This is a genomic window from Burkholderia sp. ABCPW 111 (genome assembly GCF_000773065.1).
Classification (GTDB): Bacteria; Pseudomonadota; Gammaproteobacteria; order Burkholderiales; family Burkholderiaceae; genus Burkholderia; species Burkholderia savannae.
Window position 1 is genome coordinate 1 of the sequence record NZ_JPWT01000123.1, and the last position, 19,301, is coordinate 19,301.

18 protein-coding genes are annotated in these 19,301 nt (G+C 67.3%); 12 read left to right on the forward strand and 6 right to left on the reverse strand.

Annotation, left to right across the window (positions count from 1 at the left end):
• The first annotated feature begins 101 nt into the window (after positions 1-101).
• Positions 102-1,268, forward strand: coding sequence for a DUF4382 domain-containing protein (locus tag X946_RS27530; RefSeq protein WP_038754637.1), 1,167 nt, complete (start codon positions 102-104; stop codon positions 1,266-1,268).
• Positions 1,269-1,332: 64 nt separating this feature from the next.
• Positions 1,333-1,488, forward strand: coding sequence for a lipoprotein (locus tag X946_RS35810; protein ID WP_038754640.1), 156 nt, complete (start codon positions 1,333-1,335; stop codon positions 1,486-1,488).
• Positions 1,489-1,826: 338 nt separating this feature from the next.
• Here X946_RS35810 and X946_RS35815 read toward each other — a convergent pair whose 3' ends face one another.
• The gene (locus X946_RS35815) at positions 1,827-1,997 is read right to left on the reverse strand and encodes a hypothetical protein (protein ID WP_162836179.1); all 171 of its coding nucleotides are present in this window, start codon (positions 1,995-1,997) and stop codon (positions 1,827-1,829) included.
• Between the two features lie 160 nt (positions 1,998-2,157).
• Between X946_RS35815 and speG the strand changes: the two genes are divergently transcribed.
• The 3 genes from speG to X946_RS27555 all read left to right on the forward strand — a co-directional run bounded on the left by speG (position 2,158) and on the right by X946_RS27555 (position 4,299).
• Positions 2,158-2,718 (forward strand): spermidine N1-acetyltransferase, encoded by a 561-nt coding sequence (gene speG / locus X946_RS27545; protein ID WP_038754642.1) that lies wholly within the window; start codon positions 2,158-2,160, stop codon positions 2,716-2,718.
• A gap of 486 nt (positions 2,719-3,204) precedes the next feature.
• A complete protein-coding gene (gene sap1, locus X946_RS27550; protein WP_038754645.1) occupies positions 3,205-3,552 on the forward strand; it encodes a surface attachment protein Sap1 in 348 nt (115 codons plus the stop codon).
• Between the two features lie 192 nt (positions 3,553-3,744).
• Positions 3,745-4,299, forward strand: a complete 555-nt coding sequence (locus tag X946_RS27555; protein ID WP_038754648.1) for a YaeQ family protein — start codon at positions 3,745-3,747, stop codon at positions 4,297-4,299.
• 214 nt (positions 4,300-4,513) lie between these two features.
• Here the strand turns inward: X946_RS27555 and X946_RS27560 are convergent, their stop codons facing one another.
• Positions 4,514-4,930, reverse strand: a complete 417-nt coding sequence (locus X946_RS27560) for a VOC family protein (RefSeq protein ID WP_038754650.1) — start codon at positions 4,928-4,930, stop codon at positions 4,514-4,516.
• Between the two features lie 402 nt (positions 4,931-5,332).
• Here X946_RS27560 and ada point away from each other — a divergent pair, with 402 nt between their 5' ends.
• From ada to gshA, 3 genes are all read left to right on the forward strand, one after another.
• Entirely contained in the window at positions 5,333-6,430 is a 1,098-nt protein-coding gene (gene ada / locus X946_RS27565) for a bifunctional DNA-binding transcriptional regulator/O6-methylguanine-DNA methyltransferase Ada (protein WP_038754653.1), read from the forward strand.
• Positions 6,427-7,368 carry a DNA-3-methyladenine glycosylase family protein gene (locus X946_RS27570; protein ID WP_038754656.1) on the forward strand — a complete coding sequence of 314 codons (942 nt, stop codon included), beginning with the start codon at positions 6,427-6,429 and terminating at the stop codon, positions 7,366-7,368. Before ada ends, X946_RS27570 begins: the two co-directional genes overlap by 4 nt.
• A gap of 169 nt (positions 7,369-7,537) precedes the next feature.
• Positions 7,538-9,151: a glutamate--cysteine ligase gene (gene gshA, locus X946_RS27575; RefSeq protein WP_038754673.1), complete on the forward strand. Its 1,614-nt coding sequence runs from the start codon at positions 7,538-7,540 to the stop codon at positions 9,149-9,151.
• A 359-nt stretch (positions 9,152-9,510) separates the two neighbouring features.
• On the opposite strand, the gene X946_RS27580 is transcribed toward gshA, so the two are convergent.
• From X946_RS27580 to X946_RS27595, 4 genes are all read right to left on the reverse strand, one after another.
• Entirely contained in the window at positions 9,511-11,601 is a 2,091-nt protein-coding gene (locus X946_RS27580) for an NAD(+) synthase (RefSeq protein ID WP_052145205.1), read from the reverse strand.
• A 211-nt stretch (positions 11,602-11,812) separates the two neighbouring features.
• On the reverse strand, positions 11,813-13,264 hold the full coding sequence (locus X946_RS27585) for an RNA polymerase sigma factor RpoD/SigA (protein ID WP_038754659.1): 1,452 nt from the start codon (positions 13,262-13,264) through the stop codon (positions 11,813-11,815).
• A 248-nt stretch (positions 13,265-13,512) separates the two neighbouring features.
• A complete protein-coding gene (locus X946_RS27590) occupies positions 13,513-14,097 on the reverse strand; it encodes a hypothetical protein (protein ID WP_038754679.1) in 585 nt (194 codons plus the stop codon).
• 705 nt (positions 14,098-14,802) lie between these two features.
• The gene (locus X946_RS27595; RefSeq protein ID WP_038754662.1) at positions 14,803-15,771 is read right to left on the reverse strand and encodes a LysR family transcriptional regulator; all 969 of its coding nucleotides are present in this window, start codon (positions 15,769-15,771) and stop codon (positions 14,803-14,805) included.
• A 142-nt stretch (positions 15,772-15,913) separates the two neighbouring features.
• Between X946_RS27595 and X946_RS27600 the strand changes: the two genes are divergently transcribed.
• The 4 genes from X946_RS27600 to X946_RS36460 all read left to right on the forward strand — a co-directional run.
• Complete coding sequence (locus X946_RS27600; RefSeq protein WP_038754664.1) at positions 15,914-17,008, forward strand: polyamine ABC transporter substrate-binding protein; 1,095 nt, start codon at positions 15,914-15,916, stop codon at positions 17,006-17,008.
• A gap of 28 nt (positions 17,009-17,036) precedes the next feature.
• Positions 17,037-18,149, forward strand: a complete 1,113-nt coding sequence (locus X946_RS27605) for a class II histone deacetylase (protein WP_038754667.1) — start codon at positions 17,037-17,039, stop codon at positions 18,147-18,149.
• A 10-nt stretch (positions 18,150-18,159) separates the two neighbouring features.
• On the forward strand, positions 18,160-19,035 hold the full coding sequence (gene aguB / locus X946_RS27610) for an N-carbamoylputrescine amidase (protein ID WP_038754670.1): 876 nt from the start codon (positions 18,160-18,162) through the stop codon (positions 19,033-19,035).
• 76 nt (positions 19,036-19,111) lie between these two features.
• Positions 19,112-19,301: hypothetical protein (locus X946_RS36460; protein ID WP_235364064.1), on the forward strand; the 190-nt coding region annotated here is incomplete at its 3' end.

The following is a 19,301-nucleotide window of genomic DNA, read 5'->3' on the forward strand; positions in this document are numbered from 1 at the left end:
CAACACCCCCCGGATCATGACTGCGACTGGGGGCGGGAATCATACCGGGCCTGGCTGGCCAAAACCCCGATTATCGGGGCGTGAAGATAGTAACGGGGGTCATGAAAACAATCTGGAAGATTCTCGGCCTGACGGCCGCGGCGTCGATCTCGCTCGCCGGCTGCGGTGGTGGCGACGGCGGCGGCAGCAGCAGCGCGCAAACCGGCACGCTGCATGTCGCGATGACCGACGCGCCGTCGTGCGGCTTCGATCACGTCTACGTGACTGTCTCGAAGGTGCGCGTCAACATGAGCGCGCAAGCGGGCGACAACGATTCCGGCTGGACCGACGTCGCGCTCGCGACGCCGCAGAAGGTCGACCTTCTGTCGCTGACCAACGGCGTGCTCGCCGACCTCGGCCAAAGCGCGCTGCCGGCCGGCCAGTACCAGCAAGTGCGGCTCGTGCTCGCGCAGAACCAGGGCAACACGCTCGCGAACTCGGTCGTGCCGACGGGCGGCACCGAGCAGCCGCTCGCCACGCCGAGCGCGACGCAAAGCGGCTACAAGATCATCACGCCGTTTACGGTTCAACCGAACACGCTCGTCGATCTCGTTCTCGACTTCAACGCGTGCAAGTCGATCGTCCAGCGCGGCAACGGCGCGTATGCGCTCAAGCCAGTCGTGACCGCCACGCCGACCGTCGTCAGCGGCGCGATCGACGGCTATGTCGCGCCGAACGAAGCCGGCGCGACGGTCTACGCCGAGCAGAACGGCCAGGTCGTCAGGGGCACCATCGCCGACAGCAGCGGCCACTTCGTGCTGACGCCGCTCGTGCAGAGCTCGACGAACGGCAACTACGACATCGTGATCGCGCAGAACAACGTGGCGACCGGGATCGTTCGTTCGGTGCCCGTCGTCGTGAACACGACGACGTCGGTGTCGACTTCATCCGTGCCGATCACCCTGCCCGCATCGACGATGAACGTCGTGAGCGGCACGGTCACGGCGAGCGCCGACGCGATCCTGCGCGCGCTGCAGATGGTGAACTCGCTGCCGTACGAGGTTGCATCGACGAACGCGAATCTCGACACGGGCGCCTACGCGCTGACGCTGCCGACCGCGGCGCCGATCGTCGGCACGTATTCGGGTTCGCTGCCCGTCGCGATGAGCGCGGCGCCGAGCGCTGCCGGCCAGTACACGATCGAAGCCGATGCGGCGAACGGCGCGACGCAGCAGCAGCCGGCGAACATCGCCGCAGGCTCGGTCGCGAACGTCAATTTCGGGTTCTAATCGTCGGCAATACGAACGGAAGGGGCGCTGCTCCTTCCGCCTTCATCACAAACGGGGAAACAACATGAAGAAAATCATCATCGCGCTGGCGGTTTCCACAGGTGTCCTGAGCGGCTGCGCAGTCTACGTGCCGGATCAGCCGGGCGTCATCATGGCGCCGCAAGGCGGCCCGGGCAATGGCTTCTGCCCGCCGGGACAAGCGAAGAAGGGAAATTGCTGAGTCTCGCGAGCACGTGTACCAAGGCGCCTTCGGGCGCCTTTTTCGTGTCCGAACGCGGGGTATCGAGGATTGGCGGGATGTGCGGCGGTTCGACTCGGATCGGCGTGTTTCGATGCGCGCGTGAAGCGAAGCGCGGCACGTGACGCAAGGCGCGCAGCGCCTCGGCGGCAAGCTCGCGGCCTGACGTGCGACGGGAATGGCGCGTCGAACGAATCACGCGTGCGTGGCAGGAGCGCCGATGCGGCGCGTACTTGCCGCTTTCGCCGAGCGGCGGCGCGGCGGATGTCCTCGTATGCGGCCAATCCGCGCGCGGCCGGTGCGCGGACGTCTCGACGCCGTCAGTGCCCTCGCCGCAGGAGCCGCCACGGGTGGCGCCAATCGACATGCGGTGCGTGCTCGTCGCGCGGATGCTGCAGGCGATGTTCCTGCCAGAGTTCGTCCGAATACAGCACCGCGACGATGAGAAGCGGGAGTACGAGAAAAACGCCCAGTATCACTTGCTCGATCACGATAGTCTCCATCGCGGGGCGGGAACCCTCGCTTCATTTTAGACTCTGTACCAAAGCCCACAGTCATTTTCCGTCGATGCTTCCTTCGACGCACTCCGCGCTTGTACGGGTGTCCATGCCGCCCCCACGCCGCCCCTCGAATGACTCAAGGACAATCAACATGCAAATCCAGAACGAACAACACACGCTCGCGCTGAGGCCGCTCGAGCGTCAGGACCTGCGTTTCGTGCACGAACTGAACAACGACGCGAAGATCATGCGTTACTGGTTCGAAGAGCCGTACGAAACGTTCACCGAGCTGTCGCAACTGTACGACCAGCACGTGCATGACCAGCGCGAGCGCCGCTTCGTCGCGTTCGATTCGGATGACGAACTTGTCGGTCTCGTCGAACTGATCGAGCTCGACTACATTCATCGCCGCGGCGAGTTCCAGATCATCATCGCGCCGAACCGTCAGGGCCGCGGCTACGCGACGCGCGCGACCCGGCTCGCCGTCGAATATGCGTTCAAGGTGCTGAACCTGCGCAAGCTGTATTTGATCGTCGACAAATCGAATGCCGCGGCGATTCGGGTTTACGAGAAATGCGGTTTCAAGCACGAAGCCGAATTGATCGAAGAGTTTTTCGGCAACGGCCAATATCACAACGCATTGAGAATGTGCATTTTCCAGCGCGATTATTTCGAGACCCAACAGGGTGCGGAATTACACGGGGGCGAATAAAGCCGGCCGGCGTGTACGGCGGCGCGCCGCGCCAGCCGGGGCGCTTGAAGGCTGGCGACGGAACGGATGCCGGGTGCGAACGCACCTGGCATTTTTTTTGAATTCCGCTGATCAGAAGATTCTCATGTGGCGGTGCGAAATTTCTTGACGAATTTATGTGCGGCGCATCAAATCGATAAGCGGCGCCTTTTGAATTATCCAACTCGTTCATCATGAGAAAACCCGTGCGACCGGAAGGCTTGCAGCGCAAGACTTTTGGGCATCCGAAAAATCGGGAATACGGATTTGCGCCGTGGCGGAGCGCAGCGGCAGGCTGCGCGAACTGGGCTGCGGAGCGGGTGCGGCAATCCGTCGCTATTGCGGTCGCACAACGAATGTGCTTGCGATCGCCTTCGCTTTTCCTAGCATGAGAAGACGCGGGTCGACGCAAGCCTTTAAATACATACCTAACCCGAGCTCATGACCCGAGCGATTGGGAGACACGACATGATGAAGCGAACCGGTCTTTTACTGGCACTGACGAGCGGCATCGTTGCATTTTCGGTGGCGCAGGCCAATGGCGATGCGCCGCTCAAGCCGCAGCAGGAAATCCAGCTGACGAAGAACGCTTGGGGATGCCTGTCGAAAGACAATCTGGATTCCGTGCTGAGCCACGAGCGCGACGGCCAGTCTCAGGCGAGGCAGCAGTATTTCGACGACTATCGCTGCCTGTCGGTGCCGGAGGGGCAGCGCTTCCGGGTCGTGAGCGTCGACGAGGGCGACGTGCAGTTCGTGAGCGCCGAGAACAGCGACCAGCAAGGCCTCTGGACCGACGCGCGCTTCATCAAGCAGTAACGCGTTCGCTTTCGGCGGCGCGTTCGGCACGGGCCGAGCGCGCCGAGTTCGTACGGCCCGGTGCATGTCGGGCCGTCGCGCGTTTACGGCCGCCGTAGGCGGCGACGCGTGCGAGCGGTCGCGCGAGCATCGCGCATTCGGTATCATCACGCCCCGACCCGAATCAACGGCCCGTGCGGGCCCCGATGCCGAATGGCGCTCAAATCGACGATCTACAAGGCGGAGCTGCAAATCGCCGACATGGACCGGCACTATTATGCCGATCATTCGCTCACCGTCGCCCGTCACCCGTCCGAAACGGACGAGCGGATGATGGTGCGCATCGCCGCGTTCGCGCTGTTCGCGCATGAGCGGCTCGAGTTCTGCAAGGGGCTGTCGGATATCGACGAGCCCGATCTCTGGCAAAAGGACCTGACCGGGGCGATCGAGACCTGGATCGACGTTGGCCAGCCGGATGAGCGCCGCATCGCGAAAGCGAGCGGCCGCGCCGAGCGGGTGAACGTCATCGCGTACGGCGGGCGCACGTCCGACATCTGGTGGCAAGGCGTGCGCGGCAAGGTCGAGCGGTTGCGCAACGTGCAGGTGACGTCGCTCGCGGAGGGCGTCGCGGCGGCGTTGGGCGGTTTCGCCGAGCGCACGATGCGTTTGCAGTGCATGATTCAGGACGGCGCCGCGTGGCTGTCGAGCGCGACGCACGATCCGGTCGCGATCGAGTGGACGACGCTGAAGGCTCGCGAAGACGCTTGAGCGGGTGGTTGGCGGCGCAGGCGGCCGCGCGTTGCAGCTTGCCAGCCGGGGCGGTTAGCCTGCTCTGCTTTCTGCTTTCTGCTTTCTGCTTTCTGCTTTCTGCTTTCTGCTTTCCGCTTTCCGTCCGCCGTCCGCCGTCCGCCGATTCCGGATTTCAGGTTCCCGCGTTCGGGAGGAGAATTGCCCGCCTTGCGCCGGCGCCGTGTCGTGGCGCTCAGCACGCGACGGCTTCCGGCGGCCCTTTGAGCTCGACCATATTGCCTTCCGGATCGAACAGGTAGATCGACGGCCCGTAGCCGTCCGCGCCGTAGCGCCGCGCGGCGTCGCCCGGCCGCGCGCCGTGCGCGGCGAGATGCGCGTGCAGCGCGGCAGCGTCGAACGGCTCGATGCGCAGGCACAGATGATCCATGTTCCGCCCCTTTCCCGGCGTCCCGCTGTCCGCACGGTCGATCGGCGCGCCGGCCGCGAGCAGATCGATCAGCGAGCGCCCCGCACGCAATTGGACGAGCCCCAATTCCCGCTGCTCCTTCTCGACATGACAGCCGAGCACTTCGCAATAGAAACGGGTCATCGCCGCCAGATCGGCGGCGCGCAGCACCACGTGATCGATCTCGTGGATGTGGAATTTCATCGGGGACGTCTCCTTCGGGGGGAGTCCTACCGAGTGTAGACGGTCCGTGCGGCGCACGAGCGGGCGGTGCAAAATCGATGGACGAAAAAAAGCCCGTTCGCAATTGAACGGGCTTAATCCATATCAGGAGGAGACATGGAGGAGACAGTTCCAACTATACACATCCGGATGGTGCGACGCAATATTCCTAGTGTAAAAAAACGTCAGGACGGCAATCTGTCGCATCCGCACCGCAACAAAATGGGGCAGAGGCGACGCTCGCGCGATAGTTGGCGCAACGAAGCGAACGATTGTGTGTCATTCGTGTGACGATGATTCGAATGAGAGCGCAAGAAACAGCGCGTAGGCGGCGGGAGCGGCGTCTACAGTGACAGGCATCCGTTCCGTCTTTGCGAGGTCATCATGAAGAAGCCAGCCTATTCGACCGACGACGCGCGCTGGGCCGCGCTCGTCGCGCGCGATGCCGACGCCGACGGCGCGTTCTGCTACGCGGTCAGGACGACGGGCGTGTTCTGCCGGCCGTCGTGCGCGTCGCGGCTGCCGAAGCGCGAAAACGTGTCGTTCTTTGCCGATACGGGCGCCGCGCGCGCGGCCGGCTATCGCCCGTGCAAGCGTTGCCGGCCCGAGGGGTTGCCGCGCGAGCTCGAGATCGTCCATCGCGCGTGCGCGGTGCTCGACACCCATCGCCAGGACCGGTTCACGCTTGCGCAACTAAGCGATGCCGTTCACGTGAGCCCGTTTCATCTGCAGCGGCTCTTCAAGCGCGTCGTCGGCGTGTCGCCGCGCCAGTATCAGGCCGCGCAGCGCGGCGCGGCGCTGCGCGACGCGTTGCAAAGCGGCGTCGCCGTCACGCGAGCGGCCGTCGACGCGGGCTTCAATTCGCCGTCTCGGCTCTACGAATCGGTGCCGCGCGAGCTCGGCATGTCGCCGTCTGCGTTTCGCCGCAAGGGCGCCGGGCTCGAGATCGACTACGCGACGGCCGACACGCGGCTCGGCGTCGTGCTCGTCGCGGCGACGAGCAAGGGCATCTGCAGGATTGCATTCGGCGACGCTGCGACGCCGCTCGTCGACGAGCTGAAAGCGGCGTTCGCGAATGCGCGAATCGTCGAGTCGGCCGAGCGGATCGCGCCTTTCGTCGAGCAGATCGACGCGTATTTGAACGGCGCGCGCCGGCGTTTCGAGTTGCCGCTCGATCTCGCCGCGACCGAGTTCCAGCAGCGCGTGTGGGATGCGTTGCGTCGGATTCCTTACGGCGAGACGCGCAGCTACACGCAGATCGCCGAGGCGCTCGGCGCGCCGCGCGCCGTGCGGGCGGTCGCGAGCGCGTGTGCGTCGAACCCGGTTGCGCTCGCGATTCCGTGCCATCGCGTCGTGCAAAAGGGCGGCTCGCTCGCCGGCTATCGATGGGGCCTGCCGCGCAAGGCGGCGCTCCTCGATGCGGAGGCGCAACGCGCGGCGGGCGAGTCCGCCGCCGCGCTCGCCGTGGACGACGCAGCTTGAGCGCCGCGGTTCGACCAGCCGCTCCGCGGCCCGGCAGCGTCGCGCTCGAGCTGCCGTTCAAATCGCCCTACGATTGGCGCCGCGTGCTGCGTTTCTTCGCCGGGCGCGCGATTCCGGGCGTCGAAGCGGTGGAGGACGACGCGTATCTGCGTACGATCGACTATCGCGGCGTGACGGGCGCGCTGACGGTGCGCAAGCATCCGCGTAAGCGCTGTCTCGTCGCGCTCGTCGAAGGCGACGCGGCGCGGCACGCGGACGCCGCGTTCGCCGAGCGGCTCGCGACGATGCTCGATCTGCACGCCGATCCCGCCGCGATCGGCGCGCATCTCGCGCGCGACGCCTGGCTCGCGCCGCTCGTCGATGCGGCGCCCGGCTTGCGCGTGCCGGGCGCGTGGTCGGGCTTCGAGCTGATCGTGCGGGCGATCGTCGGCCAGCAGGTGAGCGTGAAGGCCGCGACGACGATCGTGGGGCGACTCGTCGAGCGCGCGGGCGAGCGGCTCGCCGATCACCCGCAACGCGCGACCGGCTGGCGTTTTCCCGAACCCGCCGCGCTCGCCGCGTGCGATCTGTCGCGCATCGGGATGCCGGGCAAGCGCGTCGCGGCGCTGCAGGGCGTTGCGCGCGCGGTCGCCGCGGGCGACGTGCCGCTCGACGCGTACGCGGCCGATCCGGCCGGTGTGCGCGCCGCGCTGCTCGCGCTGCCGGGGGTCGGCCCGTGGACCGTCGAATACGTCGCGATGCGCGCGTGGCGCGACGCCGACGCGTGGCCCGCGACCGATCTCGTGCTGATGCAGGCGATCGTCGCGCGCGACCCGGCGCTCGACCGTCCGGCGAGCCAGCGCCGCCGCACCGATGCGTGGCGCCCGTGGCGCGCGTATGCGGCGATGCATCTGTGGAACGAGATCGCCGAGCGTGCCGGCGCGGCGCGCGGCGGATAGCCGCCGACCAGACGCCGACGCCCGCCGGACGCGGTGGGCGTGAATCGTCCGGCAACGCCCGAGGGCAGGTCAAGCGAGCCTTTCGGCGAGATGTTAAAGTGCCCGCTACCATCAATCCCGCCAGGTGGTCCGCGCGCGTCGCGCGGCTGCCGAGCCCGCACTTGCATCGATGCCGAACAACATGACTTCCCGACAGACAGACTTGTTGCAGCAACGCCTCGCCGTGTTGAGCACGAGCCCGACGCGCGAGCAGCTACCTGACGGCCTGCGCGGCATCGAGAAGGAAAGCCTGCGCGTGACGCGCGACGGGATGATCGCGTTCACGCCGCATCCGCGCGCGCTCGGCTCGGCGCTCACGCATCCGTCGCTCACGACCGACTATTCGGAAGCGCTCGTCGAGCTGATCACGCCCGCGGAGCGCGACGCTGCGACGACGCTCGAGCGGCTCGACGAACTGCATCGCTACGTCTACGCGTCGATCGGCGACGAAATGCTGTGGACGGATTCGATGCCGGGCCTTTTGCCCGCCGACGACGAAATCCCGATCGCTTACTACGGCACGTCGAACATCGGACGCCTGAAGACCGTCTACCGGCGCGGCCTCGCGTATCGCTACGGGCGCACGATGCAGTGCATCGCGGGAATTCACTACAACTATTCGCTGAGCGAGGAAGTCTGGCGGCGGCTGCACGCGGAGGACGGCTCGACCGCGAACATGGTCGACTATCAGTCCGAGCGCTACCTCGCGCAGATCCGCAATTTCCGCCGCACGAGCTGGCTGCTGATGTACCTGTTCGGCGCGTCGCCCGCGCTCGATCTCGGTTTCCTGCGCGGCCACCCGCACAAGCTCGACACGTTCGACGCCGCGACGCTGTATCGCCCGCATGCGACGAGCCTGCGGATGAGCGACCTCGGCTACTCAAACACGACCGCGCAGGCCGCGCTGGAAGCCGACTACAACACGCTGCAGGGCTACCTCGACGCACTGTCGAAGGCGGTCAGCGAGCAGTACCCGCCGTACGAGGCGATCGGCACGCACCGCGACGGCGAGTGGATTCAGATCAACACGAACGTGCTGCAGATCGAGAACGAGTTCTACTCGACGATCCGGCCGAAGCGCGTTACGTACTCGGGCGAGCGGCCGCTGCACGCGCTCGCGTCGCGCGGCGTCCAGTACATCGAAGTGCGCTGCCTCGACATCGATCCGTTCGAGCCGACGGGCATCTCGCTCGACACCGCGCGCTTCATCGACGCGTATCTGCTCGTCTGCGCGCTCGCCGAGAGCGCGCCGCTCACGTGCGACACGTATCGCGAATCGAATGCGAACTTCGGCCGCGTGACGATGGAGGGGCGCAAGCCGGGGCTCGAACTGACGCGCGACGGCGCGGCCGTACCGATGCGCGCTTGGGCCGACGAAATCTTCGCGCAGATCGAAGCGGCGGGCCGCGTGCTCGACGACATTCGGGGCGGCGATGCGCATGCGCGCGCGATCGCCGCGCAGCGCGCGAAGCTCGACGATCCGGAGCGCACGCCTTCCGCCCGCGTGCTGCGCGCGATGCGCGAGAACGGCCAGTCGTTCCTCGAGTTTGCGCGCGCGCAAAGCGAAGCGCATGCCGCGTATTTCCGCGGCCGTCCGCTCGACGAGGCCGCGATGCGCGATGCGCAGGCGCTCGCCGAGCGCTCGCTCGACGAGCAGACGGAACTCGAAGGGAAGAACGCCGGATCGTTCGACGCGTTCGTCGCCGCGTATCGCGCTTATACGTTGAATCGGTTCAGCGTGTGAGGGAGCGCGGGCGCGCGCCAGGCCGGCACGCGCGTGAGCGTGAGCGTGTGCGTGTGCGTGTGCGGCGCGGGGGCATGATGTCGACGGGCGGCGTGTTGGTGCGTATGCGTGTTGCGGCTATGCTTGCCGCCGCTTCGCCGCTTCGCCGCTTCGCCGCTTCGCCGCTTCGCCGCTTCGCCGCTTCGCCGCTTCGCCGCTTCGCAACGTCCCCGTCCATTGCGACCCTCCGCCAACGCCTGAGCGCCGCCGATAAACCGCTACCTGCATGCGCACACGCCTCGCCGCGCTCAACGCCATGATTGGAGCCAACGCCCTCCGAGACGCTTTGCTGCGTTCCGCTTGACTCGGCAGACGGTTGCTCAGAGCGGATCGCGGCCGCCGGGCCGCGCCTCGCCGGCGGCGCTCTCTTCATCCGGCACGGTCTCGAGATCCGCGAGCCAGACGGCCGCCGACGCGTCGCTCGGCGCGCGATAGTCGCCGCGCGGCGACAGCGATCCGCCCGACCCCACCTTCGGCGCATTCGGCACGCAACTGCGCTTGAATTGCGATTCCTCGAAGAAGCGCCGCACGAACACGCGCAGCCAGTGCTTGATTTCGCGCAGCGTGTACTGGTGCCGTTCCTGTCCCGGATCGGGCCATGCGCCGAGCGTCGCGTCGCGCCACGCGTGCCACGCGATGAACGCGAGCTTCGACGGCCGGTAGCCGAACCGCGACACGTAATAAAGCGCGAAGTCCTGCAATTCGAACGGCCCGACGACGTCCTCCGAGCGCTGTTCCGGCTCGTTGCCGGCGTTGCCCGGAATCAGTTCCGGGCTGATCGCCGTGTCGAGCACGGCTTGCAGCACCGGCGCGAGCGCCGGATCGAACAGCGTCGATTGCGCCGCCCAACGGATCAAGTAGCGGATCAGCGTCTTCGGCACGCTCGCATTGACGCCGTAATGCGCCATGTGATCGCCGACGCCGTATGTGCACCAGCCGAGCGCGAGCTCGCTCAGGTCGCTCGTGCCGACGACGAGCCCGCGATGCAGGTTCGCAAGCCTGAACAGATAGCTCGTGCGCATGCCTGCCTGCACGTTCTCGAAGGTCGCGTCGTAGATCCGCTCGCCGCGCGCGAACGGATGGCCGATGTCGGCGAACATCTTCAGGCAGGCGGTGCGGATGTCGATGTCGAGCGCGGCGCAGCCGAGCGCGGCGATCAACTGCCGCGCCTGGCGGCTCGTCTTCTTGCTCGTCGCGAAGCCGGGCAGCGTGCACGCGACGATGTTTCCGCGCGGCAGGCGCAGCACGTCCATCGCGCGCGCGCAGACGAGCAGCGCGTGCGTCGAATCGAGCCCGCCCGATACGCCGATCACGAGCTTGTCGACGTGCGCCGCGCGCATTCGCGTGACGAGCCCCTGCACCTGAATGTCATAGATCTCGCCGCAGCGCCGGTCGCGCAGCGCAGGGTCCGACGGCACGTAGGGAAAGCGCTCGTACGTGCGCGCGAGCGGCAGGCGGCGATCGCGGTCGATCGGCGCGTCGATGCGCACGGTGCGGAACGTCGCGCAGACGTCGCGATGCCGCTGCGCCGATTGCGCGAAGCTTGTCTGGCGCGCGCGCTCGCAACAGAGGCGATCGAGGTCGATGTCGGCCCTGATCGCCTGCGCGGCGTCGAGAAAGCGCCGGCTCTCGGCGAGTTGCACGCCGTCCTCGTGGATCATCGCGTGCCCGTCCCAGGCGAGATCGGTCGTCGATTCGCCGGCGCCGGCGCTCGCATACGCATACGCGGCGAGGCAGCGCGCCGACTGGTTCGCGGCGAGCGCCTGCCGATATTCGGCCTTGCCGACCGTCGCGTTCGACGCCGACAGGTTCAGCAGCACCGTCGCGCCCGCGAGCGCGGCGAACGACGACGGCGGGATCGGCACCCACAGGTCCTCGCAGATCTCGACGTGGAACGTGAAGCGCGGCTGCGCGCCGATCTCGAACAGCAGCGCGCTGCCGAACGGCACGCCGGAATGGCCGGGCAGATCGACGGCGGCGCGCGGCAGCGCGTCGCCGGACGCGAACTGCCGCGCTTCGTAGAACTCGCGGTAGTTCGGCAGGTAGGTTTTCGGAACGATGCCGCACAGGCGGCCGCGATGGATCACGGCCGCGCAGTTGAACAGCATCGAGCAGAATTGCAGCGGCACGCCGACGACCGCGATCGAGCCCAGCGCGCGCGATGCGGCGAGCACGTCCTCGAGCGCCGCGACGCATCCGTCGAGGAGCGCCTGCTGGAGAAAAAGATCGTCGCACGTGTATGCGGACAGGCATAGCTCCGGAAAGAGCGTGAGAAGCGTGCCGTCGTCTTCGGCCTCGCGCAGCGCGGCGATCACCTGCGCCGCATTGAACGCCGGATCGGCGACGCGCACGCGCGGCGTCGCGACGCGGATGCGCGCGAAGCCGTGCCGGTAGAGATTGAAGAAGGCCATGGTGCCGTGTGCGAGACTCGCGCGCTGCGCCCAATGCGGTGCAGCGCGACATGCGCGCGAGGTGCGGCGACGCGTGGCGGGCGAAGCCGCGTTTGCCGACAGTGTGCGGCGCGCATCGGCCACACCGTTGACTCAGATCAAGCGATGCGGCGATGCGCCGCGCAGAAGCCGGCGCGGCGCGTGGTTGCGCTTCGCTGGCGGCGCGCGGCGGTTACGGCTGCACGTCGAGGAAGTCGCGCGCGTTGCACGCTTCGGCGCTCACGCGCAGCGTCTGCAGCGCGCGCTTCTCGATGCGGCGGATCTGTTCGCGCGACACGCCCGATTGCGCGGCGATCTGCTCGTAGCTGCACGGCTCGCCGCCGCCGATCCCGAAGCGCAGGCGGAGAATATCGGCTTCCTGCGCCGACATCGTCTTCAGCAGCGACGCGACGACGTCGCGCATCTGCGCGTCGGCGAGCGCATCGAACAGGCTCGGCGTCGACGCGTCCTCGACGAGATCGCCGAATTCGGCGTGCTCGTCGTCGCCAAGCGGCGCGTTCAGCGAGCGCGGCTCGTGCGGCAGCGTCAGCATCGCGCGCAGCCGCTCGGCCGACAGCTCGGTCGCCGCCGCGAGCTCGGCGAGCGACGCGCGCGCGCCGCTGCGCTGCCTGATCCGATCGGCGGCCTTGCGCACGCGGCGCGCTTGGTCGCCGACGTGAACCGGCAGGCGGATCGTGCAGGCGCGGTCCGCGATCGCGCGCGAAATCGCCTGACGAATCCACCATGTCGCGTACGTCGAGAACTTGAAGCCGCGTTGATATTCGAATTTCTCGATCGCACGCAGCAGGCCGAGATTGCCTTCCTGAAGCAGATCGGCGAGATCCAGCCCGCGCGACGCATACCTGCGCGCGATCGACAGCACGAGCCGCAGGTTCGCCTCGGCCATCCAGGTGGTCGCGGTCGAGATGCGCGCTTCGCCTTCGGCAAACGCGCTCGCGGCGGCGCGCAGCGCGTTCGAGCCGCCCTTCGCCGGCGACGCCGGCGGGCGCTGCATCGCGCGCCGCACCGCGTTGATTTCGGCCGACGGCCAGCCGTATGCGTCGAGCGCGGCGTACGCCCGCTTGCGCGCGCGGGCGAACGCGCGCGCACCTTCGTCGCCGCGGGCGCGTGCGCGTTGCAGCGCGGCGCGCGCGTGGGCGAGCGCCGGATCGTCCGGCAACGACGCGAGCGCGAGAAGATCGAGCGCATCGGCGAGCGCGTGCAGCACCTGCGTGCGGCCGGCTTCGATTTCGGTTGCGAGCGCGATTTCCTGCGCGTGGTTCAGAAGCGGCACCGCGTGCATCCGGCGCACGAAGAGCGTGAGCGGATCGGTCGAGGCGGCGGCGTCGCCCGTCGCGTCGTCGCTTTGTTCGGACAACGGAGCGTTGGTGTCGTCGCGCCAATCGGCGCCGGCGTGCGCGGACCGCGCCGGCTTGCCGTGCGACGGCGCGTCGCCGCCGCTTTCTTCGGATGGGTGGTGGTCGAGAGGATCGAGCTCGCCGAAGTCGTGCTCGAGCGCGCCGGAGGGCGCGCGGGCGGGCTCGTCGCCCAACTCGGCAAAAGCCGCGTCGTCGTGGGCGCCGGCAAGTTCGAGCAATCGGTCGATGCCCTGTTCGTAGCGCACTTCGCGCTCTGAGACTTTCATGGCAAACGCGGATCGGGCCGCGGTACGTCGTGACGGAGCGAATCCGTCGAGCCAGGCCCGTCGGCTCGTCGCGAACGCCCGTCCGCGCCGATGAGCCTTACAGCCGTGCATCTTGTGGCGGATCGCGAAATTTCAATGGCGAGCTGCGCTTTCCGATCGGCGAGACGCGCGCCGCCGCGCGGCCGAAACAGGTTCGGAAGCCTTATTGATCGTGATTGCGTGTCGGCACGGCGTCATGAAACGCGTGGCTATTCATACGATTCGCGGCGAACGCGCGTTGCGTCGGGGCTCGCGCTTTCGACGCCGGCGGCGGCGCGCTCGCGCAAACGGGCGTCGTCCGCGTCGTCTTCGCCTTCGCCTTCGTCGCGTTCGACGGAGATGTCGCGGGCCGCTTCGTCGCGCACGTCGCGCTCGTCGTCGGGGTAGCCGGAGTCGTCGGGCTCTGCCTCGTGCGGCTCGGCCGTGTACGAGCCCGCCGTACCGAAGCCCGGTGCGGCTTCGCGCAGCGCCGCCGCGTAAGCTTTCCACCCGGTGTCGTTGCCTGCGAACAGGTGCTTGCGAACGGGCAGCGCAAGCGCGTCGTAGTCGAGCGGATCTTCGAGCAGCAACTGCGGCCACAGGCAGAACGAGCGCAGCGCGCGAGCCTCGAACTCGCGCATGGTCATGTCCTGCACGACGTACTCGACGAGCGGCACGTCGGCGAGCATGCCGTTCGTCGCAAGGAGCGCTTCGATCGACAGATCGTCGCGCTTCTGCTCTTCGAGGCGGCTCAGGATTTGCAGCACGCTGCCGAGGTGCAGCAGCAGCGCGCGCCGTGCGTAAGCGTCTTCCATGACGGTGCCTCCGGGCGGATGGCCGTGCCGCATGCCGCGCGCTCGGCGAGCGTGCGGCGGCGGGCGCGCATCGCGCTGCGCGGCGTGCGAGATCGAAACGCGGCTGCGTCGACGCGCTCGCCGCGTCGGATGCGGCACGGCATGCATACAAGGGTATCCAATCTGCACGCGGGCCGCCGATGCGGATTGACGCACGTCAACGGACGAGCGCGGCTGGGCGACCTGGGACGTGTCGAATCGTGCGTGAGTTGGGGACGGCCGGCGGATGCGGCGCTTGCCTGGCGCCGCGCGACGGCTGATGCGACGGAGCGGGCGTGTCCGGCGGCTTGCCTGCCAGCTGAGGGAGCGCGGCGCCGCGGCGCGTCGATCCGATCGTGCTCACGCGTCGGCGGACCGATAACGCGGCGTCAACAACGATAAGGGGACACACTCATCCTGACGAGACCGGCCACGCGTTGCACGGGCCCATTTCGTAGCTGTAGCCGTAGCCGTAGCCGTAGCCGTAGCCGCGACCGCTGCCGCACGGCGATCGCGCCTACTCGTCGGACGCGTGCGTCGACCGGCCGCAGTGCAGCCGGCAGCGCAGCGATTGCTCACCCCTTCGAATGTCGTTCGACCTTCATCGCGCTCTCCTTGACTTCGTGCCGGCGTACGCGCGTTGCGCGGCGACTGCAGGAAACGTGGAAAGCGGCCTGTTGATTCTCGTCAACGAAGCACGAGATCGGAGCCGATCGCCTCCCCCAGCGCCCGCGCGATGCGCGCTTCGCTGTCGGCGAGCTTCGCCTCGACGCGTTCGACGAGACGGCGGATCTTTGTCGAGCCGCGCCGGCTCGACGGATAGGCGGCGCAGATCCGCTCCTCGCCGAACGACGCGCTCTCGAAGCGCCATTCGACGAGAAGCGGCACGAGCCGCCCCGCTTCGAGCGCGTCGACGACGCTCCATTGCGGACACGGCAGGATGCCCGCGCCGTCGAGCGTCGCCGCGAGCGCGAGGCCGTAATTGTCGGTCGCGAGCGGGCCTTTCGGCTCGATGCGTTCGCGCGTGCCGTCGCGATCAAAGGCCCACGTGTTGGCGAGCGTCGGGTGGCGGTAGATCACGCAGTCGTGCCGCGCGAGATCGGCGGGCGCGACGGGCCGGCCGCGTTGCGCGAGGTAGCCGGGACTCGCGCACAGCAGGCTGCGGTTCGAGCCGATCGGCTTGACGATCTGGCTCGGCAGATCGTAGTTGCCCATCCTGAGCGCGAGATCGAAGCCTTCGCCGACAATGTCGACGTAATGATCGGACAGCGACAGCTCAATGCGCACGCGCGGAAACGCCCGCGTGAACGGCAGGCAGAGCGGCGCGAGGATCGCGTGCCCGAACGAGTGCGCGGCGGTGACGCGCAGCAGGCCGCGCGGCTCGTCGTCGTGCTCGGAGAGTTGTCGCGCGCCGTCCGCGAGCCGGCGCAGCACGTCGGTCGCGGTCGCGAGATAGAGCCGCCCGCCTTCGGTCAGCACGAGCTTGCGCGTCGTGCGTTCGAGCAGTTGCACGCCGAGCGTCTCTTCGAGCCCGGCGATCGCTTTCGTCACCGCCGACGGCGTCTTCGCGAGCCGGCGCGCCGCTTGGCTGAGGCTGCCCTCTTCGACCGCGCAGACGAAGGTTTCGAGCGCGGACAGCAGATCGATTCGCCGCATTCTTTCCTCAAAGGCACAAGCGATGTGCGTAATAAGATCACGAATCGATTTTTTTCTCTACTTACGCTTCACAAGCGAAGCGTTCGGCGGCGCAGCCGTCGAGCGGCCGCCATTTCGTTCGGCGTCGTCAAAGGAGGGATCGATGAAGCGCATCGCGTGGATCGTCGTCGTGCTCGCATCGCTTGCGTGTTTCGCCGCGCGCGCGGCCGACGGCAACGTGCTCAACGTCTACAACTGGGCCGAGTATTTCGCGCCCGATACGATCTCGGGCTTCGAGAAGGAGACCGGCATCAAGGTGCGGCTCGACGTCTACGACAGCAACGAAGCGCTGCAGACGAAGCTGACGACGGGCAACAGCGGCTACGATCTCGTGTTTCCGTCGAACGACTTTCTCGCGCGGCAGATTCAGGCGGGCCTCTACCAGAAGCTCGACCGATCGAGGCTGCCGAACCTGAAGAATCTCGATCCGGCGATCGTCGCGCGCGCGGCCGAAGCCGACCCCGGCAACCAGTACAGCGTGCCGTACATGCAGGGCACGTTCGGGCTCGGGCTCAACGTCGCGAAGGTGAAGCAGGCGCTCGGCGGTCCGCTGCCCGCGAACACGCTCGAGCTGATCTTCAATCCCGCGTACGCAGCGAAGCTCAAGGGCTGCGGAATCGCGTTCAACGATGCGGGCAGCGAAGTGTTTCCGCTTGCGCTGCGCTACATCGGCCGCGATCCGAACACGACCGATCCGCGCGACTACGAAGCGGCGCTCGACATGATGAAGAAGATCCGGCCGACGATCCGCCAGTTCATCGCGACGCCCGTGATGAACGATCTCGCGACGGGCGACGTGTGCGTCGTCACCGGCTACTCGGGGGCGGTGCTCGTCGCGGCGCTGCGCGCGGCCGACGCGAAGAACGGGCAGCGGATCGTCTACAGCCTGCCGGCGGGCGGCGCACCGTTCTGGTTCGACAGCATGGCGATTCCGAAGGGCGCCGCGCACGCGGACAACGCGCTGCGCTTCATCGATTACATCCTGCGGCCCGACGTCGTCGCGAAGATCAGCAACAAGGTGATGTATCCGAATCCGAACCGCGCGGCGACGCCGCTCGTGGACAGGCGGCTCACGTCGAATCCGGCGATCTACCCGGACGCCGCGACGATGCGCACGCTCTGGGTGAAGCGCCCGATGCCGCCGCAGGCGATGCGCATGCAGACGCGCTACTGGACCCGGTTCAAGACCGGTTACTGAGCGGCTTCATTTTGACGAGGAGACCGAAGTGATTCCCACCGGACTGCTGTTCGACCCCGCATTCCTCACGCATCGGCAAGGCGATCTCGTGTATGTCGTTCCGCGCGGCACGCTGAATTTCGGCGAGCATTTCGACAGCCCGCTGCGGCTCGCGTACACGAAGCAGCTGCTCGACGCGGTGGGCATGACCGAGCGCCTCACGCGAATTGCGTTCGACGGCGCGACCGACGAGCAGTTGCTGCGCGTGCATCGGCCCGAGTATCTGCGGCAGCTTGCCGAAGCGTGCGCGGTGGCGGGCGCGCAAGTCGTGCAGCTCGGCGAGGACGCGGCGGGCAGCGCGCAGACCGAGCGCGTCGCGCGGCTTGCGGCGGGCGCCGCATGCGCGGCGGTCGATGCGGTCGTGACGGGGCCGCTGCGGCAGGCGTACGCGCTGATCCGGCCGTCGGGCCATCACGCGGGCGCGGATTTCGCGATGGGCTACTGCTACTACAACAACGTCGCGATCGCCGCACGGCATGCGCAGGCCGTGCACGGCATCGAACGCGTCGCGATCGTCGATTGGGACGTGCATCACGGCAACGGCACGCAGCAAGTGTTCTACGACGATCCGTCGGTGCTGTTCGTCTCGCTGCACGAGGCGGAGAATTTCCCCGTCGACGGCGGCGAGGCGCGTGAAACGGGCGGCGGCGCGGGCGCGGGCTACAACGTGAACGTGCCGCTGCCTTCCGGCACGGGCGATGCCGGCTATCTGCATGCGTTCGAAGAGCTGGTGCTGCCGCTCATCGACGCGTTTTCGCCGCAACTGATTCTCGTATCCGCGGGGCAGGACGCGAACGCATTCGATCCGCTCGGCAGAATGCGCGTGCAGCGCGACGGGTTCCGGCAAATGGCGCGCGCGCTCCGGCAAGCGGCGGGCAGCGTGTGCGGCGGACGCATCGCGATGTTGCAGGAAGGCGGCTACAGCCTGCCGTATCTGCCGATCGCGACGCTCGGCGTGCTCGAGGGGCTCGTCGGCTGGAACGCCCCGTTCGACGATCCGCACCTGTTCGTCCAGCATCCGCTCGGCGACGGCGAGCGCAATGCGGTGAAGGCCGCCCGCAACGCGCTGGCGCCGTATTGGCCGACGCTGAGCCAATCATGAGGAGAACGAGATGAGAAAGACGATCGTGGCCGCCACGCAGATGGCGTGCGATTGGAATATCGAAGCGAACCTGTCGCGCGCCGAACGCGTCGTGCGCGACGCGGCCGCGCGCGGCGCGCAGATCGTGCTGCTGCAGGAATTGTTCGAGACGCCGTATTTCTGCATCGACCAGAATCCCGCGCACCTCGCGCTCGCGAAGCCGTACGAAGGCCATCCGTGGCTTGCGCGCTTCGCGTCGCTCGCGCGCGAACTCGGGGTCGTGCTGCCCGTGAGCTTCTTCGAGCGCGCCGGCCAGACGCAATTCAATTCGGTCGCGGTCTTCGACGCCGACGGCCGCGCGCTCGGCGTTTATCGCAAGACGCACATTCCGGACGGCCCGGGCTACACGGAGAAATACTATTTCACGCCGGGCGACACAGGGTTTCGCGTATGGGACACCGCGTACGGCAGGATCGGCGTCGGGATCTGCTGGGACCAATGGTTTCCGGAATGCGCGCGGGCGATGGCGCTTGCGGGAGCGGAGATCCTGCTCTATCCGACGGCGATCGGCAGCGAGCCGCACGATGCGTCGATCGATTCGCGCGCGCATTGGCAGAACACGCAGCGCGGGCATGCGGCCGCGAACTTGATGCCGCTCGTCGCGAGCAACCGGATCGGCGTCGAGCGCGGCGAATCGGGCGAGATCGTGTTCTACGGCAGTTCGTTCATCGCGGGCGCGGACGGCGAGAAGATCGTCGAATGCGATCGCGACGGCGAAGCGATCGCGACGGCCGAATTCGATCTCGACGCGCTCGCGTATCGACGCCGCTGCTGGGGCGTGTTTCGCGATCGGCGGCCGGAGTGCTATCGGATCTTGAGCGCAGAGGCGGCGGATCGTTCGCGATGACGCGGCGAGCACGCGGCCGCGATCGAGGAGATGGATTTGATGCGGCAGAAAGCGATTCTCGGTGACGGAAAACCGAATGTCATACGTGCTGCCGAGATCACTTCCCTTTATCGAGCAGGAATTCCATGGAGGCGATTCTCCTTGCGGATTCGAATTGGGGCGCTTTATTTTGGTTCATCGCAGGAAACCGTGGAGGGTTTTCGAGCGATTGCATAATCTGACACCTGATTTTAAGGATGTCGGAGGAAGCAATTGCTCGATCGAAA